Below are 23,022 nucleotides of genomic sequence, written 5' to 3' on the forward strand. Positions count from 1 at the left end.
AAGTGCCAAAGGATGTCGACGAGGACATCAAATAGGACAAAGGTATCTATCGAGATTGAGTATATCGTTCCTACTTTAGCAATTGTCAGCGCTTGGTTAACTTACTGCCAATCCTTATTGACATGAAAAACGGTAAGGTCAACGCCCTGAGGCAATCTCATCAAGCACGCTTAATACTTGCCCATCTAAATGGCCTTCATACACGCGCTGACAGACTTTACGACGTACGGCTAAGCCAGAGATCAATCGCTCGATGGAAAGATGACGCTCTTGCTGCTGTTGGTTATAAAACTCAATGGTACGGCTTAGCGTCTCGTACGGCACCACATTCTCACCCACCATCAGCCAATCCAGCTTCTCTAAATAGCCTTGGCACTCTTCCGTGATCACAGACGCTGGATGTCCCGTCATTGCTGATAACGCCGTGATACTGCGTTGGAGGGCTTCCTCCGAGGTATATTTCGACAACACGATCGTAAGCTCATCCGCGTTCACTTCAACCAAGTGCTTGCGTAACTTCACACGCCGCCCTAATCGACCGCTGGACTTTTCTTTGCGCTGAATGGGTTCAAACTCCCCATCAATGATCCCGGAAAGCTGATCAAGGTCTTGTTTGGGTAAAATCTCATTGCGCAGTGGGTTCGGCATGGTTGGTGCTAGCGATCGTTTGCCTTCGTTATACATCTTGGCCCGTGAGTAGCGGATCACTTCATCCACATTGCACTTAATATCCATCCGATAGTCAGGATACTTTTTATCATCCTCGCGAGTGAGGGTCAGATGATACCCCCACAGATTGACTGCAAACACATCATCCGTCACCTTTCCATCAGCCAGTTTTTTAAGCTCTCGAATGAGATCGCTCGAAAAACGGCGCCATTCGATGTTTCTCGCCATTTTCTGGTTTAGTTCGCTCAACAACAAGGAATCTTCTAAACGACGCGACAGACGGCTTCTGAAGAGCGAATACAGCTGGAAGACCAAGGTATGCTGACGCAAGATCTCGGGGGGGAACAAGAAGAAGTAGTCTCTTGTCATTAACTCTTCGAAAAACGACGGTTCCCACACCAAAATATACAGGTTCGGTTTGATTTTTACTTCACCATCCTCCCCTTCTTTTGGGGCTTCTTCTGACGCTGTGATGGTGCGGGCCAGGAAGCGGAAACGGTCACTTTTAAATCCTTCCGGCATGTTTTCGCTCAACCAACGTCCCGTCAGCTCGTGCAACTGAAAATCAGTGAATTCAATCCGATCGATACTTTCACGGATGGCATCTCGCGCTGGGCCACTGTCTTTCTTACCGCGCAGCTGCAGGATGTCCGTAATATAGATTGGCGTTTTATTGCCGATGGTCTGCGTCTGCAGTTCATAACTGGGCAGATGATGATCATGGTATTGCACTGTCAGTGTAAACAGCGCAAACAAGGTCATCAGATCGTCCACCGTCATGATAGACTTCGCTGAGCGTGTCTCGATGATCGCTTTGGTGCCACTGATCGCTACCATCGACTTTTGGTAACTTTTTTTCGTTCGCGGCGGTGCCAATGCTTGGTCAATGATCCCAGCCCAACTGGTCGGCGATACCAAGATCTGATCTTTCTCATCCGGCATGGTAGGAGGCGTGCCTAGCCCATGCTCACTGAGCAGTTGGCGATTCACTTGATTTTGTGCCAATGCTTTCGAGCGTTTTTGTTTGACCACATCACGGCTTTTCTCTGTCATTAACCCCGCACTACCAAGGGTAGAGATTAAACGGCTAGGATTAACGAAGCGATGAAGCATGGTTTTGCCTGCTAAGCCTTCCTCGAACCGCACCGGTTGTTGGACGAATAACCCTAGGCTGACAGCTGCTCGCAGTCGTTGCTGAATCGCGGCACGGGTGAGTTGGCCTTCAGTTGCATCGACCAATTCTGTGGTTGACACATAGCCATCTTGGGAGGAAAAGCCACGAACTGAAATCAGATTCAGTAACTCAAGAATACTTTTGGTTACTCCTTTAAAATGTTCATATTGAGCAAGCCAGTCCACAAGTTGAGCATGCACTTCAAAAAGATGCCCATCTTTGTGCGATCGTGGGGCTTTAATCAGTATTTTTTCTGGTTTGGTGCTGCTCATGTGCAGTTCGTTCCTTTCCCGATAGCTTGCTCATTGGAGAGCGAGAATAGTCAAATAAGCAAAGACCGTAAATTGACCATACTTCCAGGTAAATCCTAATAAAAAAAAATCATAAAAGAAAGATCTTTTTTATTGGCGCTTTTAACTGATCTTTATGATTTAACTGATCTAATTTGATGATCTGATCTATTGATCCATGCGGCGAATATTGTTTAAGTGTTTGTTTATTAGCATTTTATTTTTTGACACCCCCGAAAGCATGATCAACACAAGGTCGGAGGCATGATCAACATACGTCACCAACGATGATCATGTAATGCCCGTATCAATGATCATCAATGGCGCGAAGCGATGATCATCAATCAATTGAAACGATGATCATGGCTCACACACACTTTATCCACAGGCAAGTATTACCTTGTGTGGTTATCCTAGCCAAAATCTGCTGGATATCGGCTGTTTATGGTATGGAACTATGATCAAGCTAGCGTCATTTTCAGCTTTTCCGGTCAATATTGGTGAGATTGTCACCAGGCGAGGAGGGAAAAGGAGCGCTTGGGCTTAAAATTGAAATGACATTCACAGTAGATTAGCGAAGCCGAGATATGTGTCCGACTTACGGAACAATGATCATGATGGCGATCGTGCTGTTGGATCGTATGCGTAGCGATAACTGCGAGCCTACTGTAGCTGCGGAATGGTGAGACGATCCTTTGCGATCCCTTGCTACATCGGACATTCACCGTATTTTAGCCAACTGGTCTCATCGTTCCGGCCTGAATAGGGAAGAGTCCGCTTGTCGCGGTTCACTTGATCATTTTTCCGTATTCACTGGTGTCAGTGAGCGTCCATTTGCTGACAAATTCAACGGATATATTACTTGATCATCGTTCCTTAAAAGGGATACCGATAGCGTAAGCATGATCAAGGTTACTACGCTTTACATCGCATCTGCCTTGATCATGTTTTCGGGAAAAATGATCAAAAGCCATGTTAAAGGTTACTAATAGCATCAAGCGAGGTAGAAAGGTGACTCGTGGAGTATCGTCAGACAGACAATTAAGATTGAAATAACACTATCCGTAATTTGTCCATCATGAAATAGGCTTCCGTGAATTTTTGCTGTTTACATTGTAAATAAGTGACAGTGTGACATTTTAAATATTTGGCGTTTGTCCTACATTCAGTCGCAAGATTTTGGCGGTAAAAATGCCCTTATATTCGCTGGAATAACAATTGTGAGCAGGATCTTTATTTGATTGCTATCTGTTCAGCTTTTTATTGTATTTACTTCTTAGTGCTGTACAATCGCCAATTATTCCTCATGATGGCGAAAATAAGATGGATAGGGAAAAGACGATTGAAAACCTTCGCAATATCGCTGCGCAGACGAAACAAGTTCAGTCTGATCGCGTCGAAATTGTGATGGAAGAGCGACATGATCAGTTGTTTCCACCAATGTCAAAAGCGTTGATGGAAACCCGATCTGGCTTAACCCGTCGTAAGCTAGATGAAGCAATTTCTCGTATGGAGCAGCAAGGGCATCAGTTCACCAAGAACAATGCAAACCACTACTCGATTACCTTAGATGAAGCTCATAAAATCATGGATGCGGCCAATGTCCCCTCTTTTCATGAGCGTAAGGGAAAAGCCCATAAGCCTTGGGTGATAAACATCCAGAACCAGAAAGGCGGAACGGGTAAATCAATGAGTGCGGTGCACCTCGCGGCCTGTATGGCATTAAACCTAGAGAAGCGCTATCGCATTTGTTTAATTGACCTTGACCCTCAAGGATCGTTGCGTCTATTCCTCAATCCACAAATCAGCCTGACGGAACAGGAAGGGATTTATTCGGCGGTCGACGTCATGCTGGATAATACCCCCCAAGCGGCAGATAAAGACTTTATGATGCGTAATGTCTTGCTGCCGACGCAATATCCAAACTTAAAAACCATGGCTGCCTTTCCTGAGGATGCCATGTTCAACGCAGAAGCATGGCAAGCATTGGCAAGCAGTCAGTCGCTCGATGTCGTCGAATTACTCAAAGAGAAGGTTATTGACCCTATCAGTGATGAGTTCGACGTGATCATGATTGATACGGGCCCGCACATCGATCCCCTCGTTTGGAATGCGATGTATGCGTCAAATGCGTTGGTGATTCCGTGTGCCGCCAAGCGTTTGGATTGGGCATCAACGGTGAACTTTTTCCAGCACTTACCTCAAGTGTATGAAATGTTCCCTGAAGATTGGCATGGTCTCGAGTTTGTGCGCTTAATGCCAACTATGTTTGAAGATGATAATAAAAAGCAAATTTCAGTGTTGACTGAAATGAACTACCTTTTGGGTGACCAAGTGATGATGGCGACGATTCCTCGAAGCCGCGCGTTTGAGACCTGTGCAGATACGTATAGCACTGTCTTTGACTTGACCTCGCAAGATTTTGAGGGAGGTAAGAAGACACTATCAACTGCGCAAGAAGCGGTGCACCGTGTTGGGCTTGAGCTTGAGCGCGTGCTACATAGTCACTGGGCATTGCTCAATCAGGAGTGATAAAGAAGAATGGCGATTAAAACTTCCGATTTGAATGCACGCTTGTTTGCCAAAGCCGACAAGCGTCGCGCCACCACCACGCAAGAAGCGCAAAAAGCGGCTAGCGAAAAAGCGGCGGTGATTGAGCTGGCCGTGGCCGGCGAACACACTGTTGAATTTGAGCTAATTAAAGTACCGGCGGCGGATATCGCCGAGAAAACCACGGTATTTGATAAAAACGCCCGAGAGCAGTCCTTTCTTAATGAGCTCGCGCTATCAGATATTCTCACCACGCTCAAAGACCGCGGTCAGCAATACCCCGCGGTGGGACGTTGGTTAGATGATGGACGCATTGAGGTATTGGACGGTAGCCGCCGTCGCATGTCGTGCTTGATTGCAGAGCAAGACTTCCTCGTTTATGTCGCGAAAGATATTAGTACGCGTCATGCAAAATTTCTTTCCGATGTCGCTAATGCGCATAAACCTTTGTCGTTGTATGAGCGAGGCAAAGAGATGCAAGCCATGTTGGATAGTGGCGAAGTGGCTGATCAAAAGGCGTTGGCAACAGTCTGCCAGTGCAGCGAAGCACTGGTCAGTGGTGCGTTGAAAGCTGCTGCCCTACCCTTGCCATTACTGCAAGCCTATCCGAGTGTCGCCGAACTTGGCCGTCCGACCATAGTGAAGTTGCATCGTTTGTTCTTTGGCTTAGACGACAGTCAACAGCAGGCACTATTGGATAAACTGGGAAATACTCCGTTGTGGCAACAAGTGGATGCGCAGGGCGTGACGCGTATTACCCGAGAAGTGACCTTGCACATCGAGCAATTTAAGGATGAGTTAGTTACGCCAAAAGCGAAGCAAAAAGAGCAATCAACGACCTTAGTGGAAGGCCGTGCGGCGTATCGACGCAAAGGCAGTAGTTTAAGCATCAACCTTAAAAAGATTGATGATCAGCAAGCCGAACGTATACTCGCATTGATTAAAGAGCAGCTCGATAACGTGTAAGCCTCGACCTCGTGATTGAATATCGGCACGCATTGCGTGCCGTTTTTTTTGCTTTCAGTTATGATCAGCCTATTGTTCTTATCACTCGATTAGGCGCTTCATGTCTGCCACGTCTCTGTTGTCTCAGTTTCTCTCTCAACTCATTGAAACAGCCCAAGCCCGCTCGCATCGTCAACTGGTGGTCTCTGAGCGGTCGGTGACTGACATCCTTTCAGCGTTAGGAGAGGCGCCAGTGCGTCGCGTAGCAAGCCAAGATGCACCGGATGTCATCAGCTGGCGGCAAGCCAAACAATGGTTAGGGCAAGAGTGTGGCCATCTGTTAGTGGACGTTGATGGGGCATTTAATAGCGAGGCCTTCTGTGCGATCAGTGGTTGCTGTCGAGCCGGCTCTCTGATCATCTTGCAGGTGGCGGCCGATGTGGCGACCTTACCGTTATCGGTCAGAAGAATGCTTCGGCTTTTGCAAAATACGGACAGTGTGGCTTGGATTTCACATCAAGGTTGTCGGGCGCCCACCCTTCCGCCTTTATCCGACGTATCTCATCTCGTTTCACAACAAGATGCAATTAACGGATTAAAAAAAGTAGTGACTGGGCATCGCCGTCGACCCTTATTGCTGACCGCGGATCGTGGACGTGGCAAATCCGCGGCGATGGGAATAGCGGCAGCGCAGTTAGCCTTACAAGCGCCGCGACAAATTGTGGTGACGTCGCCAACTCCCGCCAATGTCACTACCTTGTTTGCCCATGCCAAACAGCAGCTGGGCACAACGGATGTGAATGGGCTTGATGTTGGTGTTGAAGGTAGTCGTATTCGCTTTGTCGCGCCAGATGCGTTGCTGCGAGAATGCCCCGACGCCGATCTTCTTCTCGTTGATGAGGCGGCAGCCATTCCACTGCCCATGCTTAGTCAGCTCCTTCGCCAGTATAGCCGTGTCGCCATTGCCAGTACCGAGCATGGTTATGAAGGAACGGGTCGCGCCTTTACGCTTAGATTACGCGCGCTCCTCGATGAAGAACAGCCACAGTGGCGCTCTCTCACCCTAACCGAACCCATGCGTTGGGCCGAAGGGGATCCAGTAGAGACCTGTCTGAATCAGCTTTTCCTACTCAATGTAGCTCACGATGTGATACCACCAAAGATGGAACCGTGTGCGGATAGCGCCGTGCAGTTTAAAACGCTCAGCGCTGAACATTTATTCCATCATGAACAAGAGTTGGTCACGCTATTTTCTTTGTTGATGACGGCCCATTATCAAACATCGCCCAATGATTTAGCCTTGTTGCTTGATGATGACAGTTTGCGTATCGTCGTTGCCAAGCAAGGTGAACACACGATTGGCGTTGTGGTGGTGGCGGAAGAGGGAGGCTTTTCAACTCCGTTAAGTGAGGCAGTGATTGCAGGCACTCGCCGTATTCGCGGGCACTTACTGGCACAATCATTAGCGACTCACCTTGGATACGCAACGGTGTTAGAGAACAAGCTATGGCGTATTCAGCGCATTGCGGTCGCTCCTGAATGGCGTCGGCACGGTGTCGCAAGTGGATTACTGACGCATCTTCAACAGCAAGCCGCGAAAGAAAATATAGCCTGTATAGGCACCAGTTTTGGGGCGACAAAAGACCTTATTCACTTTTGGCAGAAGCAGGGTTTTGATCCGGTTAAACTTGGCATGAAGCGCGACCAGGCTAGCGGATGTTACTCATTGCAGTTAATTAGGCCGGTAGAGACGATGACATGGATGAAAGAAGCCGTGACGCTTTTTCAGCAAAGCTTCCCCCTTTTATTGATGAGCGCACACCAGAATTTGGAGCCGGATATCGCAGCGACACTGGTCGCATTCATGCCCGCTCGTCCGCTAACCAACGCGGAGACTCGTCAAGTGCAGGGGTATGCGGCCGGCGGTGTTGGCACTGAAGCGGCGATTGGGAGTTTGCAAGCTTGGACACGATGGACATTCCAGTCAACGTCGCCTGTCGAGTGGGATTGGCGCGAGGTGCTATTAACCAGTAAAGTCCTACAAGGCCTTTGTTGGCAAACTGTCTGTGCTCGGTTTAATCTGTCAGGTAAGAAGGCGGCAGAGAAAGCCCTACGTGATTACGTGGCTTTTCGATTGGATAATTAGCCTCTATTTACAGTGTAAATTTGACGTCCTATCGCTGCCCCTATTTACACTGTAAATTATTGCCAAAACGCAATGCCTACGCTCAGCTTTAACGGTGACGAAGATATCGTCGTGTTAGATAGCACGCATTCTAACTGGAATGCGTGATATGCAATAAGATGTACGCTTCTCACCGCATCCTCACACTTTTTTATGATAAACGCTTACTACCTCACGCTTTTAGACGTGACCTCACTTCCATGTGTGCCAAAACCCCTATAATTTATTATTAATGAGACAATTGCGCGCGGTTGCGTTTAATGTCAGCTAATTTATAAGAAACTACCCAAAAGATTTCGCCTCGATAAAGGTTTAAACTCATGACGAGGACTGTTTCGCGTTGACGATATGGTTTTCAAAAGGACCGAATAGGCAGGGACCAAGATGCTAGACGAAATCCTACGTATATCGCAGGATGGAAAACGAGTATATCTATCAATCGGCGGACATCATCAAGGCGATGAGCCGATTGATAAACATCAGATTAAAGACTGGTTGGTTGCCAACAAGGTCGGTAGTTTCTTTTGCTTTGATGATACGATTCAATCTGCGCTCGCCAAGCTGAATGACAGTACCGAACATGATGAGTCCGAAGAAATCATCATTGCCGAAAGCCGTGATGCAACAGTCGAAGCACGTATTGCTGACGACAAGATGACAGCCTACTTAGTCGTGAATGGTGCCTGTGGTGGCAGTGGTCTTAAAGCCAATGATATTCTCTCGACCTTGCGTGAAGCCAACATTGTGCGTGGCATCAAAAAGCCAACCTTACAAAAACTCCTCTCTGCTTCTGGGCGCTTAAAACCGGGCGAATATTTGGATGTCCCGGTTGCGTTTGGTCGCCAGCCAGTGCCGGGTGAAGACGCCCATATCGTTTATTTGATCGAAGATCCCGCCGACCGTGTTCGCCGACCGAGAGAGCGTGATGACGGGCGAGTCGATATGCGTGATCTCGGTGAGATGGTGATGGTGAAAAATGGCCAGCCACTCGCCAAGCTGGTGCCTGAAACTGCCGGTTACGAAGGCTTCACTGTGACTGGGTCGGTATTACCGACCACACCAGGTAAACCCATGGCGCTGAATGCACATGATGGCAGTGAATTCAGTAATAAAGACCCTAATATCTTGGTGGCAACCATGGCGGGTATTCCGCGTTTATTGGATGACGGTGTCGCGGTAGATGATGCCTTAAGTTTGGACGCGGTCGATGTGGGGACAGGGCACGTTAATTTTGAAGGGAGTGTGGTGATTAAAGGCGACGTCGAAGTCGGGATGAAAGTGACCGCGACCGGCACAGTTACTGTCGGCGGTGTCGTTGAGTCATGCACCATCACGGCAGGCGGAGACATTATCATACAAAATGGTATTATCGGCCGCCAAGTAGCCTCTGACTCCGAGATCAATTGTACCTTGGTGGCGGAAGGCAACATCGTTGCTAAGTTTGCGCAGTATGCCACCTTGTGTGCTAACAACAACCTCGAGCTCACGTTGCATGCGATGCACTGTCAAACCCATGTGGGTAAATCACTGATGATTGCCGATGCCACGAAACGGAAAGGGACACTAGCGGGGGGTAAACACGAAGTAGGTGAAAAAGTAGAGGCGGTGATCATCGGTGCGAGTGCAGGGGCACACACATATATTCATTGCTTCTCACGCTTGGCGTTGTTGAAACGTGAAGTGGTCGATCTCAATAAACAATGGGAAGAGAAAAAAGCGCAACTTAACCGCATCAAAGCCGCAGAAGCGAAGCTTGAAGCCTTACCGGCTCAAAAGCGTGATGCAGCGATGGTAGAGCGTATTACCACCACGCGCGATCATCTTTTTGAAGAGATAGACAACATTGAACACGAGATTGAAGTAACGGATGCACAAATTGCCGCGGGCTACCGGGAATCGACGATTGTCGCGACCAAGTCTCTTTTGAGCCGAGTGCATTGCACCATCGGGGAAGAAAAGCATTCGGTCGACTCGGAGCACGGTCCGTCCATTTTGATGTATGAGAATGCAAAAATTCAGCTTAAACCCTATCAAGCGAAAGCTTAATCGCGAGTTTACACTGTAAACTGATTAACTGACTTTCCTTATTTTCCCTTCTTTTAATGCTTGTAACACCGCTTTTTTCGGCCCATCCGCAACCACACTGCCTTGTTCCATCACAATGACACGATCGACCACATCGAGCATACCGGTTTTATGGGTATTCAGAATTAGCGTCTCCTCTCGGCGAAGGTCTTTGAGCTGAGTCTTAATGAACTGTTCAGTACGGTTATCCATCTGACTGGTGGGTTCATCTAAAATGATCACGGGCGGACGTCCTAATAAAGCGCGAGCGAGCGCGACAGCTTGCCTTTGACCCCCTGACAACAAGGCGCCACCTTCACCCACTTGACGCTCCAAACCGGCTGAATCGTATTGGGTGAACGCGAGAACTCCGGCACGGGTCGCTGCATCCATAATATCGATATCATCCGCCAACGGCTGACCAAGGGTAATATTGTCACGAATCGAACCAAAAAAGAGGGTTGGTTCTTGAGGAACAAAACCGACATTACGACGCACATCAATGTAATGGAGCTGGGAAATGTCGGTGTCGTCAAAAGCCACGGATCCTGATGTGGGTTGATAAAGCCCTACCAACAAGCGTGCAATGGTCGTTTTCCCTGAGCCTACTCGGCCGATGATTGCGACTTTCTCTCCGGGATAAATGGTAAACGAGACACGACGCAGTGCTTGAGAGGTGGCATTGGGGTAATGGAAGTCAACGTTATCTAGCTCGACTTTACCGCGCATCATCGGACGATGAATGTAGCGTTTGCCCTCCACTTGCTCCGTGGGCAAGTCCATGAGCTGTTCGATAATATCTAAAGCAGATTTGGCTTGGTGATAGCGCGTTGAAAGTAAAGAAAGCTGAACCAAGGGCCCAACTGCGCGAGAGCTGAGCATGCTGGCCGCTATCAGTCCACCCATGGTCAAGGCGCCTTCCGCGATTTGATAGACACCAAACACTATCATACTGACCACGACAAACTGTTGGACAAAGCTCGCGGAGTTGTGGACGGAATCGGTCAAGCGTCGAGTTTTGATGCTCCAATTCGCCATATGCGCCACGGCTTCTTCCCAGCGGTATTGAAACTGGCTTTCGGCACCAAAAATCTTAATCGTTTCTAGGCCAACGAGGCTTTCAATTAGGTTGGCATTTTTTTGGGACGATAAACGCGTGCCTTCTTCAATTGTGCGCCGTAGCGGTTTTTGAATCAGCATTGCATGGATAATAAGCAAGGAGACGGCAATCAGAGGCACAATTACCAGAGGACCTGCGACCAGCCAAATGACGAAGAGAAAAATCAACGCAAAGGGGAGGTCGATGAGCGTTGAAATGGAGGCAGAGGTAAAGAATTCGCGGATAGACTCAAATTCTTGCATATGCCTTGCAAACGCGCCTACGGACGGCGGCCGTGCTTCCATCTTAATCCCAATCACTTTGGCGTAGATACGTGAAGAGATCAGCAAGTCAGTTTTCTTACCCGATATATCAATAAAGTAACTGCGCAGGAGTTTGAGCAAGAGGTCAAAAACGAAAATGACGAAAATGCCACTGGCCAGCACCCAGAGGGAATCAAACGCAAGATTTGGGACTATCTTGTCGTAAACCAACCGCGAGAATAGCGGAACACTAATGGCAAACACATTGATAAATAACGAGGCAATCAGGACATCGCGATAGATGTGGCGAGATTGCCAAAGTGTGCCCCAAAACCAATGGCCTTCATCTTTGACTTGCGCTTTGGGAGAGCGCTCATCATATCGAAATTGCTTTTTAAGTAAGAAAAGCCGTCCGACATAGGCGTCATTAAGGTCATCCAGCATGACCCACTGGGGCGTCATATCCGCGTGAGGCAGGACAATTTCTGCTTGGCCTGCCGCTAAATCTAATCCTAGCAAGACACACGCATCGTTATCTTTCATCAACAAAATGGCAGGGCAAAGTAACGGCGAGACCTGTTTGATGGCCATGGTTTCTTCTTTGGCAACAATACCAGCGCGCTCGGCGGCGCGCGGAAGGAGAAAGGGCGATAGATAACCATCGGAAATGGGTAGGCCTGACACCAGTGCGTCCGGAGAGTTCGCGTTACCGAAATAACGCGACACATAGATGAGAGATTGTAGCAGCGGATCTTTAACCATTGCTGTCCTTAGATTTCTCAAAGATATAGCCTTGGAAGCCGTTCACGAATAACTCCGAGAGGCGAGCAAGCTGTGCTTCGGTTTCGACCCGTGTTGCGATGGTGGTGATATTGAGGTTATGGGCCGTACGACACACCGACGCCAACACATGTCCCTGAGCATCGTCATCGATATTATTGGTATAGGCAAAATCGATTTTCACGTAATCAGGCTTGAAGCGTTGCAAGTAATCGAGTGACTGGAAGTTACGCCCGTAGTTATCCACACCAAATTGGAAACCCGCCTGACGAATTTGATCCGTGAGCAGACTGGTGTGGTCGGCATGGCGGACAAACGCCACTTCCGGGATTTCAAACAACAGACGACCGGCAAGTCCTCTGTTTTGGTACATGGCGCTGCCTAACCAACGGATAAAGGATGCATTCGTGATACTGCTTAGGGTTAAGTTCACCGCGAGTGGGCCGGCACTCTTATCTTGAGCGAGGGTTTTCATAATGTGGGTGATCACATATTTATCTAAGGTCTCACCCAACTGAAGTTGCTCTACTGCCCCTAAGAAGTGGCCGGCGCCATAATACTCACCGTCTTTTTCAATCGCCGAGAAGACCTCTTGGTGGAGCAGTTTTGAGGTGCTGTCACTGACAGACTGAAACTTAAATACAAAGAGCTCTTTCGCCACCGCTTCATGAAGGAGTGCTTTCCATTGCTGTTTACCCATCGCCGCATCGCCCATCGACTGGTCAATCAGCACCACTGGATGATCGGGAGTATTCCGCGCTTGAGAAAGCGCATTATCGGCTTGCGAGAGCAAGATACTGGCATCACGATTCCCTCCACCATTCACGGCTAAACCGACAGCCACTTTCGGCGGCGTAAGCCCCATGGGATCGGCTTGCATATCGACTACCATTGCCAGCACACTTTCACCGAGTAGTCGCAGATCATCAGCGTCGGTATTGGGAGCTAAGATCACAAACTCGTCCTTGCTCAAACGGGCCGCTGTCATGCTGTCATCGGTAATAATGGTGTGGGTGAGATTATTGGCAAAACGTTCCACCAAGTTATCACCCGCTTCGAACCCTTGTTTTTTGTACGCTTCACTGATCAGATCAACCTTAATCAGTGCCATCCCGCCAACGCCCGATTCGGTGAGCCAAGATTTAAGTTGGCCGACGTAAAAGCTGCGGTTGCCGAGCCCAGAAACGGCATCGCGATAAGCGGTTTTGCGTAATCGGTCGGCTTCTTTGGCTTGTTGCTCAAAATAGCTTTTCAGCTGTTCGGTCATGACATTGATGGCCCTGACCACGGTTTTTAATTCAATGGTCGGGGGAAGCGGAATAGGGTCGCCAAATCGGTTTTTAGCAATCTCGCCTGCTTTTGCGGTGATACGGGCTAAGGGCTTGAGAGAGCGGCGCAATTGCCAGCCGATCACGACCGATGCGATCAGAAAAATGACCGCCATACTCGACCCCAATTGTACAAACGACTTCCACAATTGTTTGTAGGCATAGCCGGGATGGGCCACGACCTCTACTTCTGCCAATTGCATCCAGCCACTGGTAATGGTTTGCTTTTCCGTGATCACTGGGAAAATATCGAGGTTGATAAACCATTGCGGAACACCTTGGATTTTAACTGGATATTCGCGCACGATTTCACTGTTATCAGACAACAGGGTGAGGTTGACTTCACGGTAAAAGCCACCGTCAAAAAACGCATTGATCACAGACTCGGCCGCCACCTTATCGTCTGATTCCAAGTAAGGGGCGAGGGCCAAGCCCATCGAGTTCACGGTATTGTTCACATCTGCGGTTTGCTGGTTGAGCAAAAAGTTGCGCGTGGTGTTGAGCTCGATACCGAACACAGACAACACCAAGAAGAAGAAAATGACCAGCATCCAGGTGAATATTTGGTTGAATAACGTCATAGGTCGTTACCTATCAAAAAGTTTAACGGGTTTTTGCATTTTTAACGTGTCGACGCGGTTACGTAAGTCATTCCATAGTCCGAGTCGTGAGGAGTTACCGGCCAGCTCCCCTTGGCCTCGCTCTTTCATCAGCCACAATCGGCTACCATTAAAGCTGTAGATAGGTAGCAAATCTCGCCGCAATGAAGCGCGCTTTATTTCTGGGTCGAGGTTATCGAGCAGCACAGGTTCCGATGACGGTGTCGGATAGTAAGCGACAACCATATGGAACTGATCCAACCGAATCGCTTTGACATACACCAACCGTAGCTTCTTATCATCGACACCGAGTTCTCGCAGTGAGAAATACTTGGCGATACTAAAATCCTCACAATCGCCTGCGCTGGTGCCGAGAAACTCAAGGGGCGTCGCCCAATAGTCTTTTTTTCCCCATAGCTCGATATCATCAACAAAATACAATTGGTTAAAAAAATCATTTACCTGGCGCAGCTTTTCTTGCTCCGACAGACTCTGTGTATTCGCGACCATATTGCGCCAGGCCAATACACGTTTGCCCGCACGCTCACCGTAAAACGCGGAAACCTGCTGGATCCAACGCGATTCAGTGGTGGTCAAGCCGCCGACACTCATCGACAGCAAAATGGCCAATATGGCGACGCCCCATCGCTTCATAGACATACGGCTCGCTGTACTACTGGGGCCGGCGAGTGAAGATTGTCCACGCTTTCTCTACATCTCCTTTAAAGTTCAACAGCTCTGCACTCACGCGCCGGTCTTGTGGCGCGTTAGGATCGGTGTGCGTGGCATTCGCTTCCCCCAGCGCATCAATCTCAATGCGGCTTGGAACAATGCCGGCGCTGACGAGCTCGGCCCTAACCGCACGTGCCCGCTCTCGCGATAAGCGTAAATTATACTCGGTCGAGCCAATGGCACTGGCATGACCGGTTAAACGTACTGACACGCCGGGGTACTGGGTAAGGAAGTCTGCCATAGCTGTTATATCAGTGACATAGTCGGGGCTGACTTTTGCGGTATCATTGGCAAATAGCACCCGCAACGATGTGGCTGGCGTCTCTGACGCTTGAACGGCGGAGTCAGGCTCCACATAACTGGGACACCCTTGATTATCGACTATGGCACCGATTGGCGTTTGTTCACAGCGGTCACGTGCATTGATCACGCCATCCTTATCCGCATCGGCAACGTCGTGTTCTTGCAGGGCCACCGGCGGTGCCATAATGGCATAACCACAGCCATTGAGGAGGCTGATACACACAGCGTAAAATAGGACTCTCATCATTTGTGGTCCTCCGCGTTGACTTGCCATTCGGCAGGTATTGTCACTCGCAGCGCATTCAACAGATTGCCGGTATTATTCAACAGTCGGTATTGCGCCAAGAGATGATCAAAATTCGCGTCAAGGTAAGCGCGACGTGCTTCGAACAACTCGTTTTCTGTGTTGAGTAAGTCCAATAAAGTGCGTCGGCCAATACGAAACTGTTTTTCATAGGCCAGCACTGTGTCTGACGCTGCATCTACTTGTTGTTGGAGAAACACTTTTTGTTGGGTGGTTAGCTGGTAAGCACTCCACGCTAAGCGCGTACTTTCTTCCAATTGCCGATAGGCATTGTCAAAGATGTCTCGTGCGCGATTCAGCTCGTATGCGCCTCTGCGAATGGTGGCCTGATCGCTCCCTCCATTAAAAAGGTTATAGCGAAAGCGCACCATCGCGCTAAATTCATCACTGGTATCGTTCACGCCACTGACTTGATCAGCCCACGTTTGACTGACTTCCAAACTAACATTAGGCAGATGATTGCCTTTAAACTGCTCGTATTGAGCGCGCGCTGCCTCAATGTCGTAGCGTGCCAGTTTTAACAATGGGCTGCGGCTGACGGCTTGCTCTAACGCTGTATCAATGGAGGGCGGTAAGGCAAGGTTATCGACAACGGGTTCAATTGGCTCGTTGGCTGGCTCCCCCACGACACGGAAAAACGCAGTAAAGGCGTCTTCGAGGTTGGTTTGTGCCGAGAGTAAATTTGCGTTGGCACGCGCGACACGTGCTTCGACTTGGGATAAGTCAGCCGTTGACCCAATTCCAGACTCCGCGCGGCGACGAATATCAGAGAGGATTTGTTCATGCACGGCCATATTGGCCTCAGAGAGATCTAACACTTGTTCTGCCTTAAGCACATCCAGATAGACCTCGGCGACTTGCAGGGCCTTGTCTTCCGCATCGGAGAGCAGTTGAAAGCGCTGACTGTTGGCTTCATAACGTGTGCGCCTCACATTGTGTGAGGTTTGCCCATCCCATAACAACTGGCGCAGGCTTAGTGTGGCATCTTTGCGATCAAAGTCGATATCACCTTGTGCGCGGGTGGAGTCGTTTTCGATACGCTCATAGCCAATACCTGCGTCTAAATCGATGTCGGGAAGGTAGTCGCCTTCACTGTTTTTCATTTGCTCATGCAAGCTCATCAGCTCGTGAAACCCGCCACGCAATTCAGGATCGGTGGCGAGTGTGAGCACCACTGCCTGTTCTAACGACTGGCTGTGGGCGGCGGGGAGCAAACTGAGTACCGCTATTACAGCCGCACTCATACGTGTCCAAACTGGCATCATATTTCAGTCATCCCTATTCCCGTAATGCCGTGTTTTGTGCCCTAACAATAGGATTAATCAGATAATCAAGGACGCTTCGCTTCCCGGTAATGATGTCAACAGACGCGGTCATCCCGGGAATAATCGGCAGTGTTTCTGCGTCACCGATATTGTTTTTCTCGGTGCGTACCTTAACCAAATAAAAACTGTTGCCTTCCTCGTCTTGAATGGTGTCTGCACTGATGGTTTCTAACTGACCGTTCAGGCCACCATACACGGTAAAATCGTAGGCGCTAAACTTCACCACCGCTTCCAACCCGGGGCGCAAAAAGGCAATGTCTTGTGGCGCGATTTTGGCCTCAATGAGCAGGTTGTCTTCCGAAGGAACAATTTCAATAATGTCCATCCCCGGCTGAATCACGCCACCGACGGTGTTGACATGTAACTTCTTCACGGTGCCGTCAACTGGGGAGGTCACCACGGTGCGTGCGACTCTGTCTTGTAGGCTCACTTTTCCCTCTGTCATCGATGCAATTTGCTGTTCGACTTGGTTAAGGGTTTCTTGTTGTTCTGTTCTGAACGTTAACGCGACATCTAAACGCTGGAATACCGCTTCTCGCATTGATGACACCACGGAAGGCAACGATAACTGTGCAGAGGATAGTTCACGTTGGGTATCGTTGAGTTGGCGCTGCAGTTTAATTAAGTCAATTTGAGGCACCACCCCTTCTTCGGCGAGAGGGCGAGTAATGTTGAGCTCTTCTTGTGCGAACGCCAAGCTTTGCTCGAGGTTGTCGATGCGTGACTCGAGCTCGATCAGTTCTTGCTCTTTTTGGCGAATTTTTTGTGCCGTCACGTACAGCTGATTTTGAATGTTTGATAGCTGCTCTTGATAACTGGCTTGTGCTTGGTTCACGAGCCCCGGACGCGCTGCGGCCAAATCGCTGGGGACTTGGAGCGGTTGACGATTGAGAATGATGCTGTCACGCCACTCTTCCATTGCAGCGGTGTCATTAATTTGTACTGACTCGAGCAATGCGCGAATGCGGATTTCATCGGCGCGCAAGCCATTGAGTTCCTGCTCACGCTCTCGAAAATCCGACCGGAACAGGGTGTCGTCGATAAGGATTAAACGTTGGCCACGGACGACCGTATCGCCTTCTTTGACCAACAGCTCTTTAACCAGCCCGCCTTCAAGGTTTTGCACCACTTGCAGTTGCGAGGAGGGGATCACTTTTCCTTGCCCGACCGTCACTTTATCGAGTTGCGCTTGGGAAGCCCAGATGGCGGCTGCGATCAGAAACAAAGCGATTGTCCACAACAAGATACGCGCACTTTTTGGCGCGTTTAAGAGCAAAGCCGCTGTTTTATCATCGATGTAATCGAGATGCTCGTCTCTGGGCAATACTGCATGAGACTTATCGCGCCAAGCCATGTCTCTCCCCATGTTAGAAACCGCTCTTAAAAGTCTAGTCTATGCTGCTGATTTTTTACTTTATTTGTTGGTTTTTATGCGAAGTTATGTATCACTGCGCGACGATGATACGAAGGAACCGCTAATGTTGGTTACGTTTGAAATTTTCTTTATCTAACTGGTGTTTGCGCATTTTGTCGTAAAGGGTCTTTCTCGCGAGGCCCAATTCTTGTTGTACGTCTTTTAGTCGACCACCATGTCGTCGCAATGCATCGCTAAGGATCTCAAACTCGAATTGACTGACACGGTCAGTCAGTGTGGGCAATTTAGACTCTGTGGTCGCGGAAGGCGCTGCGTTGTCTAGCCTATCTTCGCCAAGTAGGACCAATCGCTCGGCGTAAGCGCGAAGCTCTCGCACATTGCCCGGCCAGCTGTGTGCGCATAAACGTTGTTGTTGTGGTGAAGACAATGTTGGGGCTTCGATGCCATAGCGTGACGCAATGGTTCGAGTAAAGTTCTGAAATAGCGGGATAATGTCATCACAGCGGTCACGCAATGGCGGCATCAAAACGTGGTCAGTCAGGAAATGTTGACATAATGCGGGATCGAATTGCTCACGTTGTACCCGCTCGGCCAAATCAAACCGTGATGTGACAATAAGGCGAACCTGGCTGGTTTGGGGATGCTCAGGATTATCACGCAACTGAATATAGCGATATAACCGTTGCTGAAGAGGGATCGGTAGCGCCTCGATGCCGTCAATTAACAAACAGCCACCGTTTGCAGCATGCAATTTTCCAGCTTTGTTAGCCCAGTGAGGCAACTCGCCGCCAAATAACGTTTGCTCCAGCAAATGGGTAGGCAGTAAGCGGCATTTGAGGGTAATCAAGGGCGTGTTTTGCCATTTGCCATGGTCGTGAATAAAGCGAGCAGCCAGCTCTTTCCCGGTGCCTTTTTCTCCGACTAGTAACACGTCATCGTCTGTTTGCTGATAGTAGCCCAGCTGACGACGGGCGGATTTCACTTGCGGATGGTTGCCTAAAATGCGCGGCCCGGGGCCACTTTGCGCTGCAAGCTCCTTGCGAAGTTCGCGGTTTTCGAGCACCAGAGCACGCTTGTCATACGCGCGTTTTAACACGTCCAAAAAATGGTCGTTTGAAAAAGGTTTTTCGATAAAATCGTACGCTCCCAGCCGCATGGCTTCGACCGCGGTAGAAATATCACCGTGGCCGGTAAGCATGATCACTTGCATCTCACCATCGAGCGCTAATATCGCTTGCAATAGCTGCATACCGTCCATGACGGGCATATTAATATCGGCGATGATAACGCCTGAGAAGTCGGTGGTCAGGGCCGCTAATGCCTCTTGTGCGGTCGCAAACGCGTTGACCTGCCAGTCATCAAGGCGCAGTGTCTGCGTTATCGCATCGCGGACTGCAGGCTCATCATCGACCACAATCACTGTCGGCTCCATTATTCACTCTCCTTAGTCGGAACGGGCAGACGAATGATCATGATGGTTCCGCCTGTTGGGTTGGTGTTAGCGATAAGTTGACCATGTAGGCTCTCGATGATCCGCGTCGAAATCGTCAGCCCAAGCCCGAGTCCCGTTTCTTTAGTGGTAAAAAAGGGCGTAAAAACCTGTGCCAGTGCTTCACTATCCATGCCTTTACCATTGTCTATCACACGCAGTTCAAGGCGGCTTGCATCGTGTTGAGTCTCAAACCGAATGCAAGGGTCGGGAGTACTCGATACAGCATCAATCGCGTTGGTGAGCAAGTTGACTAATACTTGCTCAAGCAAAATGGCATCAGCGATAACATAAAGAGGGCTTGAGTGTGAGGGAAGCTGTACCGTGATGCCTTGACGAAGCCAGCGGCTTTTGGTCAACGAGACAGCGGCATGAAGTAATGGCACGACATCGAGGGTACCTGTTCGGGTTTGTGATTTTTTTGCGAAGATCTTAAAACGCGCCACAATGTCACTGATCATTTGAATCAATTCGAGCGTTTTCGCCAAATTAGCTTCCACGTCTTGATAGCGTGCTTTGGCCAGTAAGCGCTGACTGTTTTCTGTGTAGGTGCGCATGGCCGCAAGTGGTTGATTGATTTCATGGTTGATCCCTGCAGACATCTCTCCAAGGGTCGCCATTTTGGCGGCTTGTACCAATTCTGATTGTGTTTGTTTGAGCACTTGTTGCGTGCGCTCGTATTGATGAAGGGTGTCACGCAATTGCAGGTTGGACGCTTGCAAAGATTGTGTACGGCGTGCGACTTTACGTTCAAGATTCTGGTTTAATCGTGCAAGCTGGCGCTGAGCAGCAAGACGCTGCCACCATGCTAAGACAATCACAGTGACCAAGAAATAAAACGTGATGAATAGTATGACTGCCTGAAAAACATAAGGGTAAAGGGTGCTGATCGGCGTGAGTCCATAGAGCTGCCAATCTGCTTGGCTGATGGTGTGTGTGGTCATCAGCATTGGCTGACGTGCAGAGGCATCTAGCCCGAGGGAAACCACCGCGTTATCTCCTAACTGGCGAGGATGCTGAAACTGGCTCAGCGGGATAAGCGGGGTGTCGCCATAACGCCTCGAGCGTTGAATACTTTGCTTTTGAGGCGTGGGCAAGGTAGTGAGTGTTTGGTACACCCAGTCTGGGTTAGAGCTGTAAAAAATAACCCCTTGCGGATCGGTCAATAGGTAGTCAAAGGTTTGATATTTCCATACTTGTTCGATAATCGACAGGTCAACCTTGATGACGAGCACTCCCAGTAAACCCTGTTGATTTGAGTCACGGACGGGATAGGAAAAATAATAACCGCGCTTTCCTGAACGACTGCCCAAGGCATAATAAGCGCCTTTTCCCCCTTTTATCGCTTGTTGGTAATAGGGTCTGTACGCATAGTTTTGACCCACAAAAGAGGCTTGGCTCTGCCAATTACTGGCCGCCATCGTGGTCCCTTGTCTGTTCAACAGGTAGACGGTGTCGGCTTCAAGACGCGAGGCCCACCGAACTAATAAACGATTGATCTCTACAACTTGCTGTTTTGGCGCCGAATCAGCTAATAAGGTGACTAAGCGTGGATCGGTGGCGAGGACGGCGGGTAGCTCACTGTATCGATCCAGCTCGGCAGACAGCTTATCTTCGAGTTGTCGAACATCCTCGCGCATTTGCGCCATTAACTGAAACTTGGTTTCGTTGAAGGTGACAATGCCAACGATCACGGATAAGACCGTGCCGAGTAGGGTCGCCGACAACACAAATTGCGACTTTTTCACCGTCTTGCTCCTTGGCCATTGATCGGAGTCGGTTTAATACCGTACCCGAGAATATCCTTGTCTATCTGGCGCAACCTGCGCAAAATAACGAAAAATGAATGAATTGGAGAATGCAATGGATCTGTCTGACATTCGAAGAGAATATACGCGAGGCGGTCTACGCCGCAATGATTTGCCTGATAGCCCACTACAATTATTTGAACATTGGCTCAAACAGGCCATAGAAACAAAAGTTCCTGACCCTACCGCGATGACGATCGCTACAGTGGATGAAAACGGTCAGCCTTACCAACGTATTGTGCTGTTGAAAGACTACAGTGACGATGGGTTCGTGTTTTACACCAATCTAGGCAGTCGTAAGGCCTTGCATTTAAAGAACAATAGCCAAATTAGCTTACATTTTCCTTGGCATTTTATTGAGCGCCAAGTACATATTACCGGCGACGCTGAGCCATTGACTAAAAAAGAGGTGTTTAAATACTTTACCTCTCGTCCCAAGGAAAGCCAGATCGCTGCATGGGCGAGTAAGCAAAGCGAGCGTCTGACAGCGCGCTCCGCCCTTGAAGGTAAATTTATGGAGCTAAAACAGCAATTCGCAAAAGGTGAAGTGCCAGTGCCCACATTCTGGGGTGGCTATCGTGTGAAACCAAAAAGCATTGAATTCTGGCAAGGCGGAGAGCATCGGCTGCACGACCGCTTCTTATACCAGCGCGACGATGACGATCAATGGGATGTTGAACGCCTTGCGCCTTAGGCCCTATCTCTTAGCCAATGTAAGCAATGAAAAGTGCTGCTTTGTGTAGCACTTTCTCTATTCTCAGTACGTTAATCTCGCAATACCACAGATACTTGCTTAGTGAGCAACCGCTCTGGGATCGCAGAGCCGAACCCCAACGCCAACGCCCGTTCAATTAAAGCTGCCTTGGACTCTACACCAAACTTTTCTCGCAGGTGTGCAAAGTGGTTTTCAATCGTCTTTACCGATACCCCTAAAGTTTGCGCAATTAATTGCGGCTTTTTGCCATACAGATGCAGAAATAGCACTTCAGACTCTCGCGCGGTTAAATGGATGTCGGGACGATGTGATGGTGCGTCGAGCGGATGATCCTCTGGATGTGTCACTGCGCGGCATATCCAGTGTCCGACTTCCAAGATCGCCGTGTCACTCAACTCTTGGCCACAAAAAACGACGCCACAGATATTCCCCGCTTCATCGTACCAAGGCGTTTTGGTAAAAAGATGGGCGTACCATCGGCCGTTTGCGTAAGGATGAATATCTAATACCCTTAGACGTTTGCCTGTTTCCATCACTTGTTTGTCTTGCGCCTGGAATTGATCGGCACAGGCGATAGTTGGGCAGGGCATGTCGTGATCCGTTTTACCAATACACTCTTGAGGGTGCTTGAGTCCCACGAGTCGGCAGTATTCACTATTTGCGTAAACAAACACGGAGTTTTTATCTTTGCATCCCCAGCATCCTGGCAGCTGTTCAAGCATTGAGAGAGAGGGAGGCAGCATGGAAACCGGTTGCATCATAAGGCCTACACGATCGAATGTTATTATTATTGGACGCCATTGTCCGTTTGAACATAAAAAAACAGGCAGGCTTATTTGAGCACAAAAAAATGCCGGCATAAAGCCGGCAAAGACAAGAGTCGCCCTTTCGGGCTGTATCCTGTACGACGTGTAGAAGAGGTTGTCTAAATAACCGAACGAGTCATGAGGGTTGTTGACCGCCCTAGTTATCGTTGACTGCACCTAACAGTGTTAGGATTTACGTAAAAGCATTTATCGGGACAA

The 23,022-nt window shown here is 49.1% G+C and carries 15 protein-coding genes; 5 read left to right on the plus strand and 10 right to left on the minus strand.

The genetic code is table 11. The annotated features are described in order from the left end of the window. Window positions 1-138: 138 nt before the first annotated feature. Complete coding sequence (locus BGK46_RS01795) at window positions 139-2,115, minus strand: replication initiator protein RctB domain-containing protein (RefSeq protein WP_069586763.1); 1,977 nt, start codon at window positions 2,113-2,115, stop codon at window positions 139-141. 1,341 nt (window positions 2,116-3,456) lie between these two features. Here BGK46_RS01795 and BGK46_RS01800 point away from each other — a divergent pair. From BGK46_RS01800 to BGK46_RS01815, 4 genes are all read left to right on the plus strand, one after another. Continuing rightward, complete coding sequence (locus tag BGK46_RS01800) at window positions 3,457-4,665, plus strand: ParA family protein (RefSeq protein ID WP_069586764.1); 1,209 nt, start codon at window positions 3,457-3,459, stop codon at window positions 4,663-4,665. 9 nt (window positions 4,666-4,674) lie between these two features. Next, a complete protein-coding gene (locus tag BGK46_RS01805) occupies window positions 4,675-5,649 on the plus strand; it encodes a ParB/RepB/Spo0J family partition protein (RefSeq protein WP_069586765.1) in 975 nt (324 codons plus the stop codon). Window positions 5,650-5,749: 100 nt separating this feature from the next. Then, window positions 5,750-7,774 carry a GNAT family N-acetyltransferase gene (locus tag BGK46_RS01810; protein WP_069586766.1) on the plus strand — a complete coding sequence of 675 codons (2,025 nt, stop codon included), beginning with the start codon at window positions 5,750-5,752 and terminating at the stop codon, window positions 7,772-7,774. A 423-nt stretch (window positions 7,775-8,197) separates the two neighbouring features. Further along, on the plus strand, window positions 8,198-9,859 hold the full coding sequence (locus tag BGK46_RS01815; RefSeq protein WP_069586767.1) for a DUF342 domain-containing protein: 1,662 nt from the start codon (window positions 8,198-8,200) through the stop codon (window positions 9,857-9,859). 24 nt (window positions 9,860-9,883) lie between these two features. Here BGK46_RS01815 and BGK46_RS01820 read toward each other — a convergent pair whose 3' ends face one another. From BGK46_RS01820 to BGK46_RS01855, 8 genes are all read right to left on the minus strand, one after another. Then, window positions 9,884-12,001: a type I secretion system permease/ATPase gene (locus tag BGK46_RS01820; RefSeq protein WP_069586768.1), complete on the minus strand. Its 2,118-nt coding sequence runs from the start codon at window positions 11,999-12,001 to the stop codon at window positions 9,884-9,886. Then, window positions 11,994-13,928 (minus strand): bifunctional diguanylate cyclase/phosphodiesterase, encoded by a 1,935-nt coding sequence (locus tag BGK46_RS01825; RefSeq protein WP_069586769.1) that lies wholly within the window; start codon window positions 13,926-13,928, stop codon window positions 11,994-11,996. The genes BGK46_RS01820 and BGK46_RS01825 overlap by 8 nt, the downstream gene beginning before the upstream one ends. A 6-nt stretch (window positions 13,929-13,934) precedes the next feature. Beyond that, a complete protein-coding gene (locus BGK46_RS01830; RefSeq protein WP_069586770.1) occupies window positions 13,935-14,600 on the minus strand; it encodes a transglutaminase-like cysteine peptidase in 666 nt (221 codons plus the stop codon). Between the two features lie 19 nt (window positions 14,601-14,619). Continuing rightward, window positions 14,620-15,228 (minus strand): OmpA family protein, encoded by a 609-nt coding sequence (locus tag BGK46_RS01835; RefSeq protein WP_069586771.1) that lies wholly within the window; start codon window positions 15,226-15,228, stop codon window positions 14,620-14,622. Further along, window positions 15,225-16,550, minus strand: coding sequence for a TolC family outer membrane protein (locus BGK46_RS01840; protein WP_425589398.1), 1,326 nt, complete (start codon window positions 16,548-16,550; stop codon window positions 15,225-15,227). The genes BGK46_RS01835 and BGK46_RS01840 overlap by 4 nt, the downstream gene beginning before the upstream one ends. 13 nt (window positions 16,551-16,563) lie before the next feature. Then, window positions 16,564-17,964 carry an HlyD family type I secretion periplasmic adaptor subunit gene (locus BGK46_RS01845; protein WP_069586772.1) on the minus strand — a complete coding sequence of 467 codons (1,401 nt, stop codon included), beginning with the start codon at window positions 17,962-17,964 and terminating at the stop codon, window positions 16,564-16,566. Between the two features lie 121 nt (window positions 17,965-18,085). Next, window positions 18,086-19,417, minus strand: coding sequence for a sigma-54-dependent transcriptional regulator (locus BGK46_RS01850; protein ID WP_069586773.1), 1,332 nt, complete (start codon window positions 19,415-19,417; stop codon window positions 18,086-18,088). Further along, window positions 19,417-21,222 carry a sensor histidine kinase gene (locus BGK46_RS01855; protein ID WP_069586774.1) on the minus strand — a complete coding sequence of 602 codons (1,806 nt, stop codon included), beginning with the start codon at window positions 21,220-21,222 and terminating at the stop codon, window positions 19,417-19,419. Before BGK46_RS01855 ends, BGK46_RS01850 begins: the two co-directional genes overlap by 1 nt. 115 nt (window positions 21,223-21,337) lie before the next feature. Here BGK46_RS01855 and pdxH point away from each other — a divergent pair, with 115 nt between their 5' ends. After that, window positions 21,338-21,976, plus strand: a complete 639-nt coding sequence (gene pdxH / locus BGK46_RS01860; RefSeq protein WP_069586775.1) for a pyridoxamine 5'-phosphate oxidase — start codon at window positions 21,338-21,340, stop codon at window positions 21,974-21,976. A gap of 71 nt (window positions 21,977-22,047) precedes the next feature. Here pdxH and BGK46_RS01865 read toward each other — a convergent pair whose 3' ends face one another. Next, window positions 22,048-22,755 carry a helix-turn-helix transcriptional regulator gene (locus BGK46_RS01865; protein WP_139130710.1) on the minus strand — a complete coding sequence of 236 codons (708 nt, stop codon included), beginning with the start codon at window positions 22,753-22,755 and terminating at the stop codon, window positions 22,048-22,050. Window positions 22,756-23,022 lie beyond the last annotated feature (267 nt).

It is taken from the genome of Salinivibrio sp. SS2, from assembly GCF_001722075.1.
Classification (GTDB): Bacteria; Pseudomonadota; Gammaproteobacteria; order Enterobacterales; family Vibrionaceae; genus Salinivibrio; species Salinivibrio proteolyticus.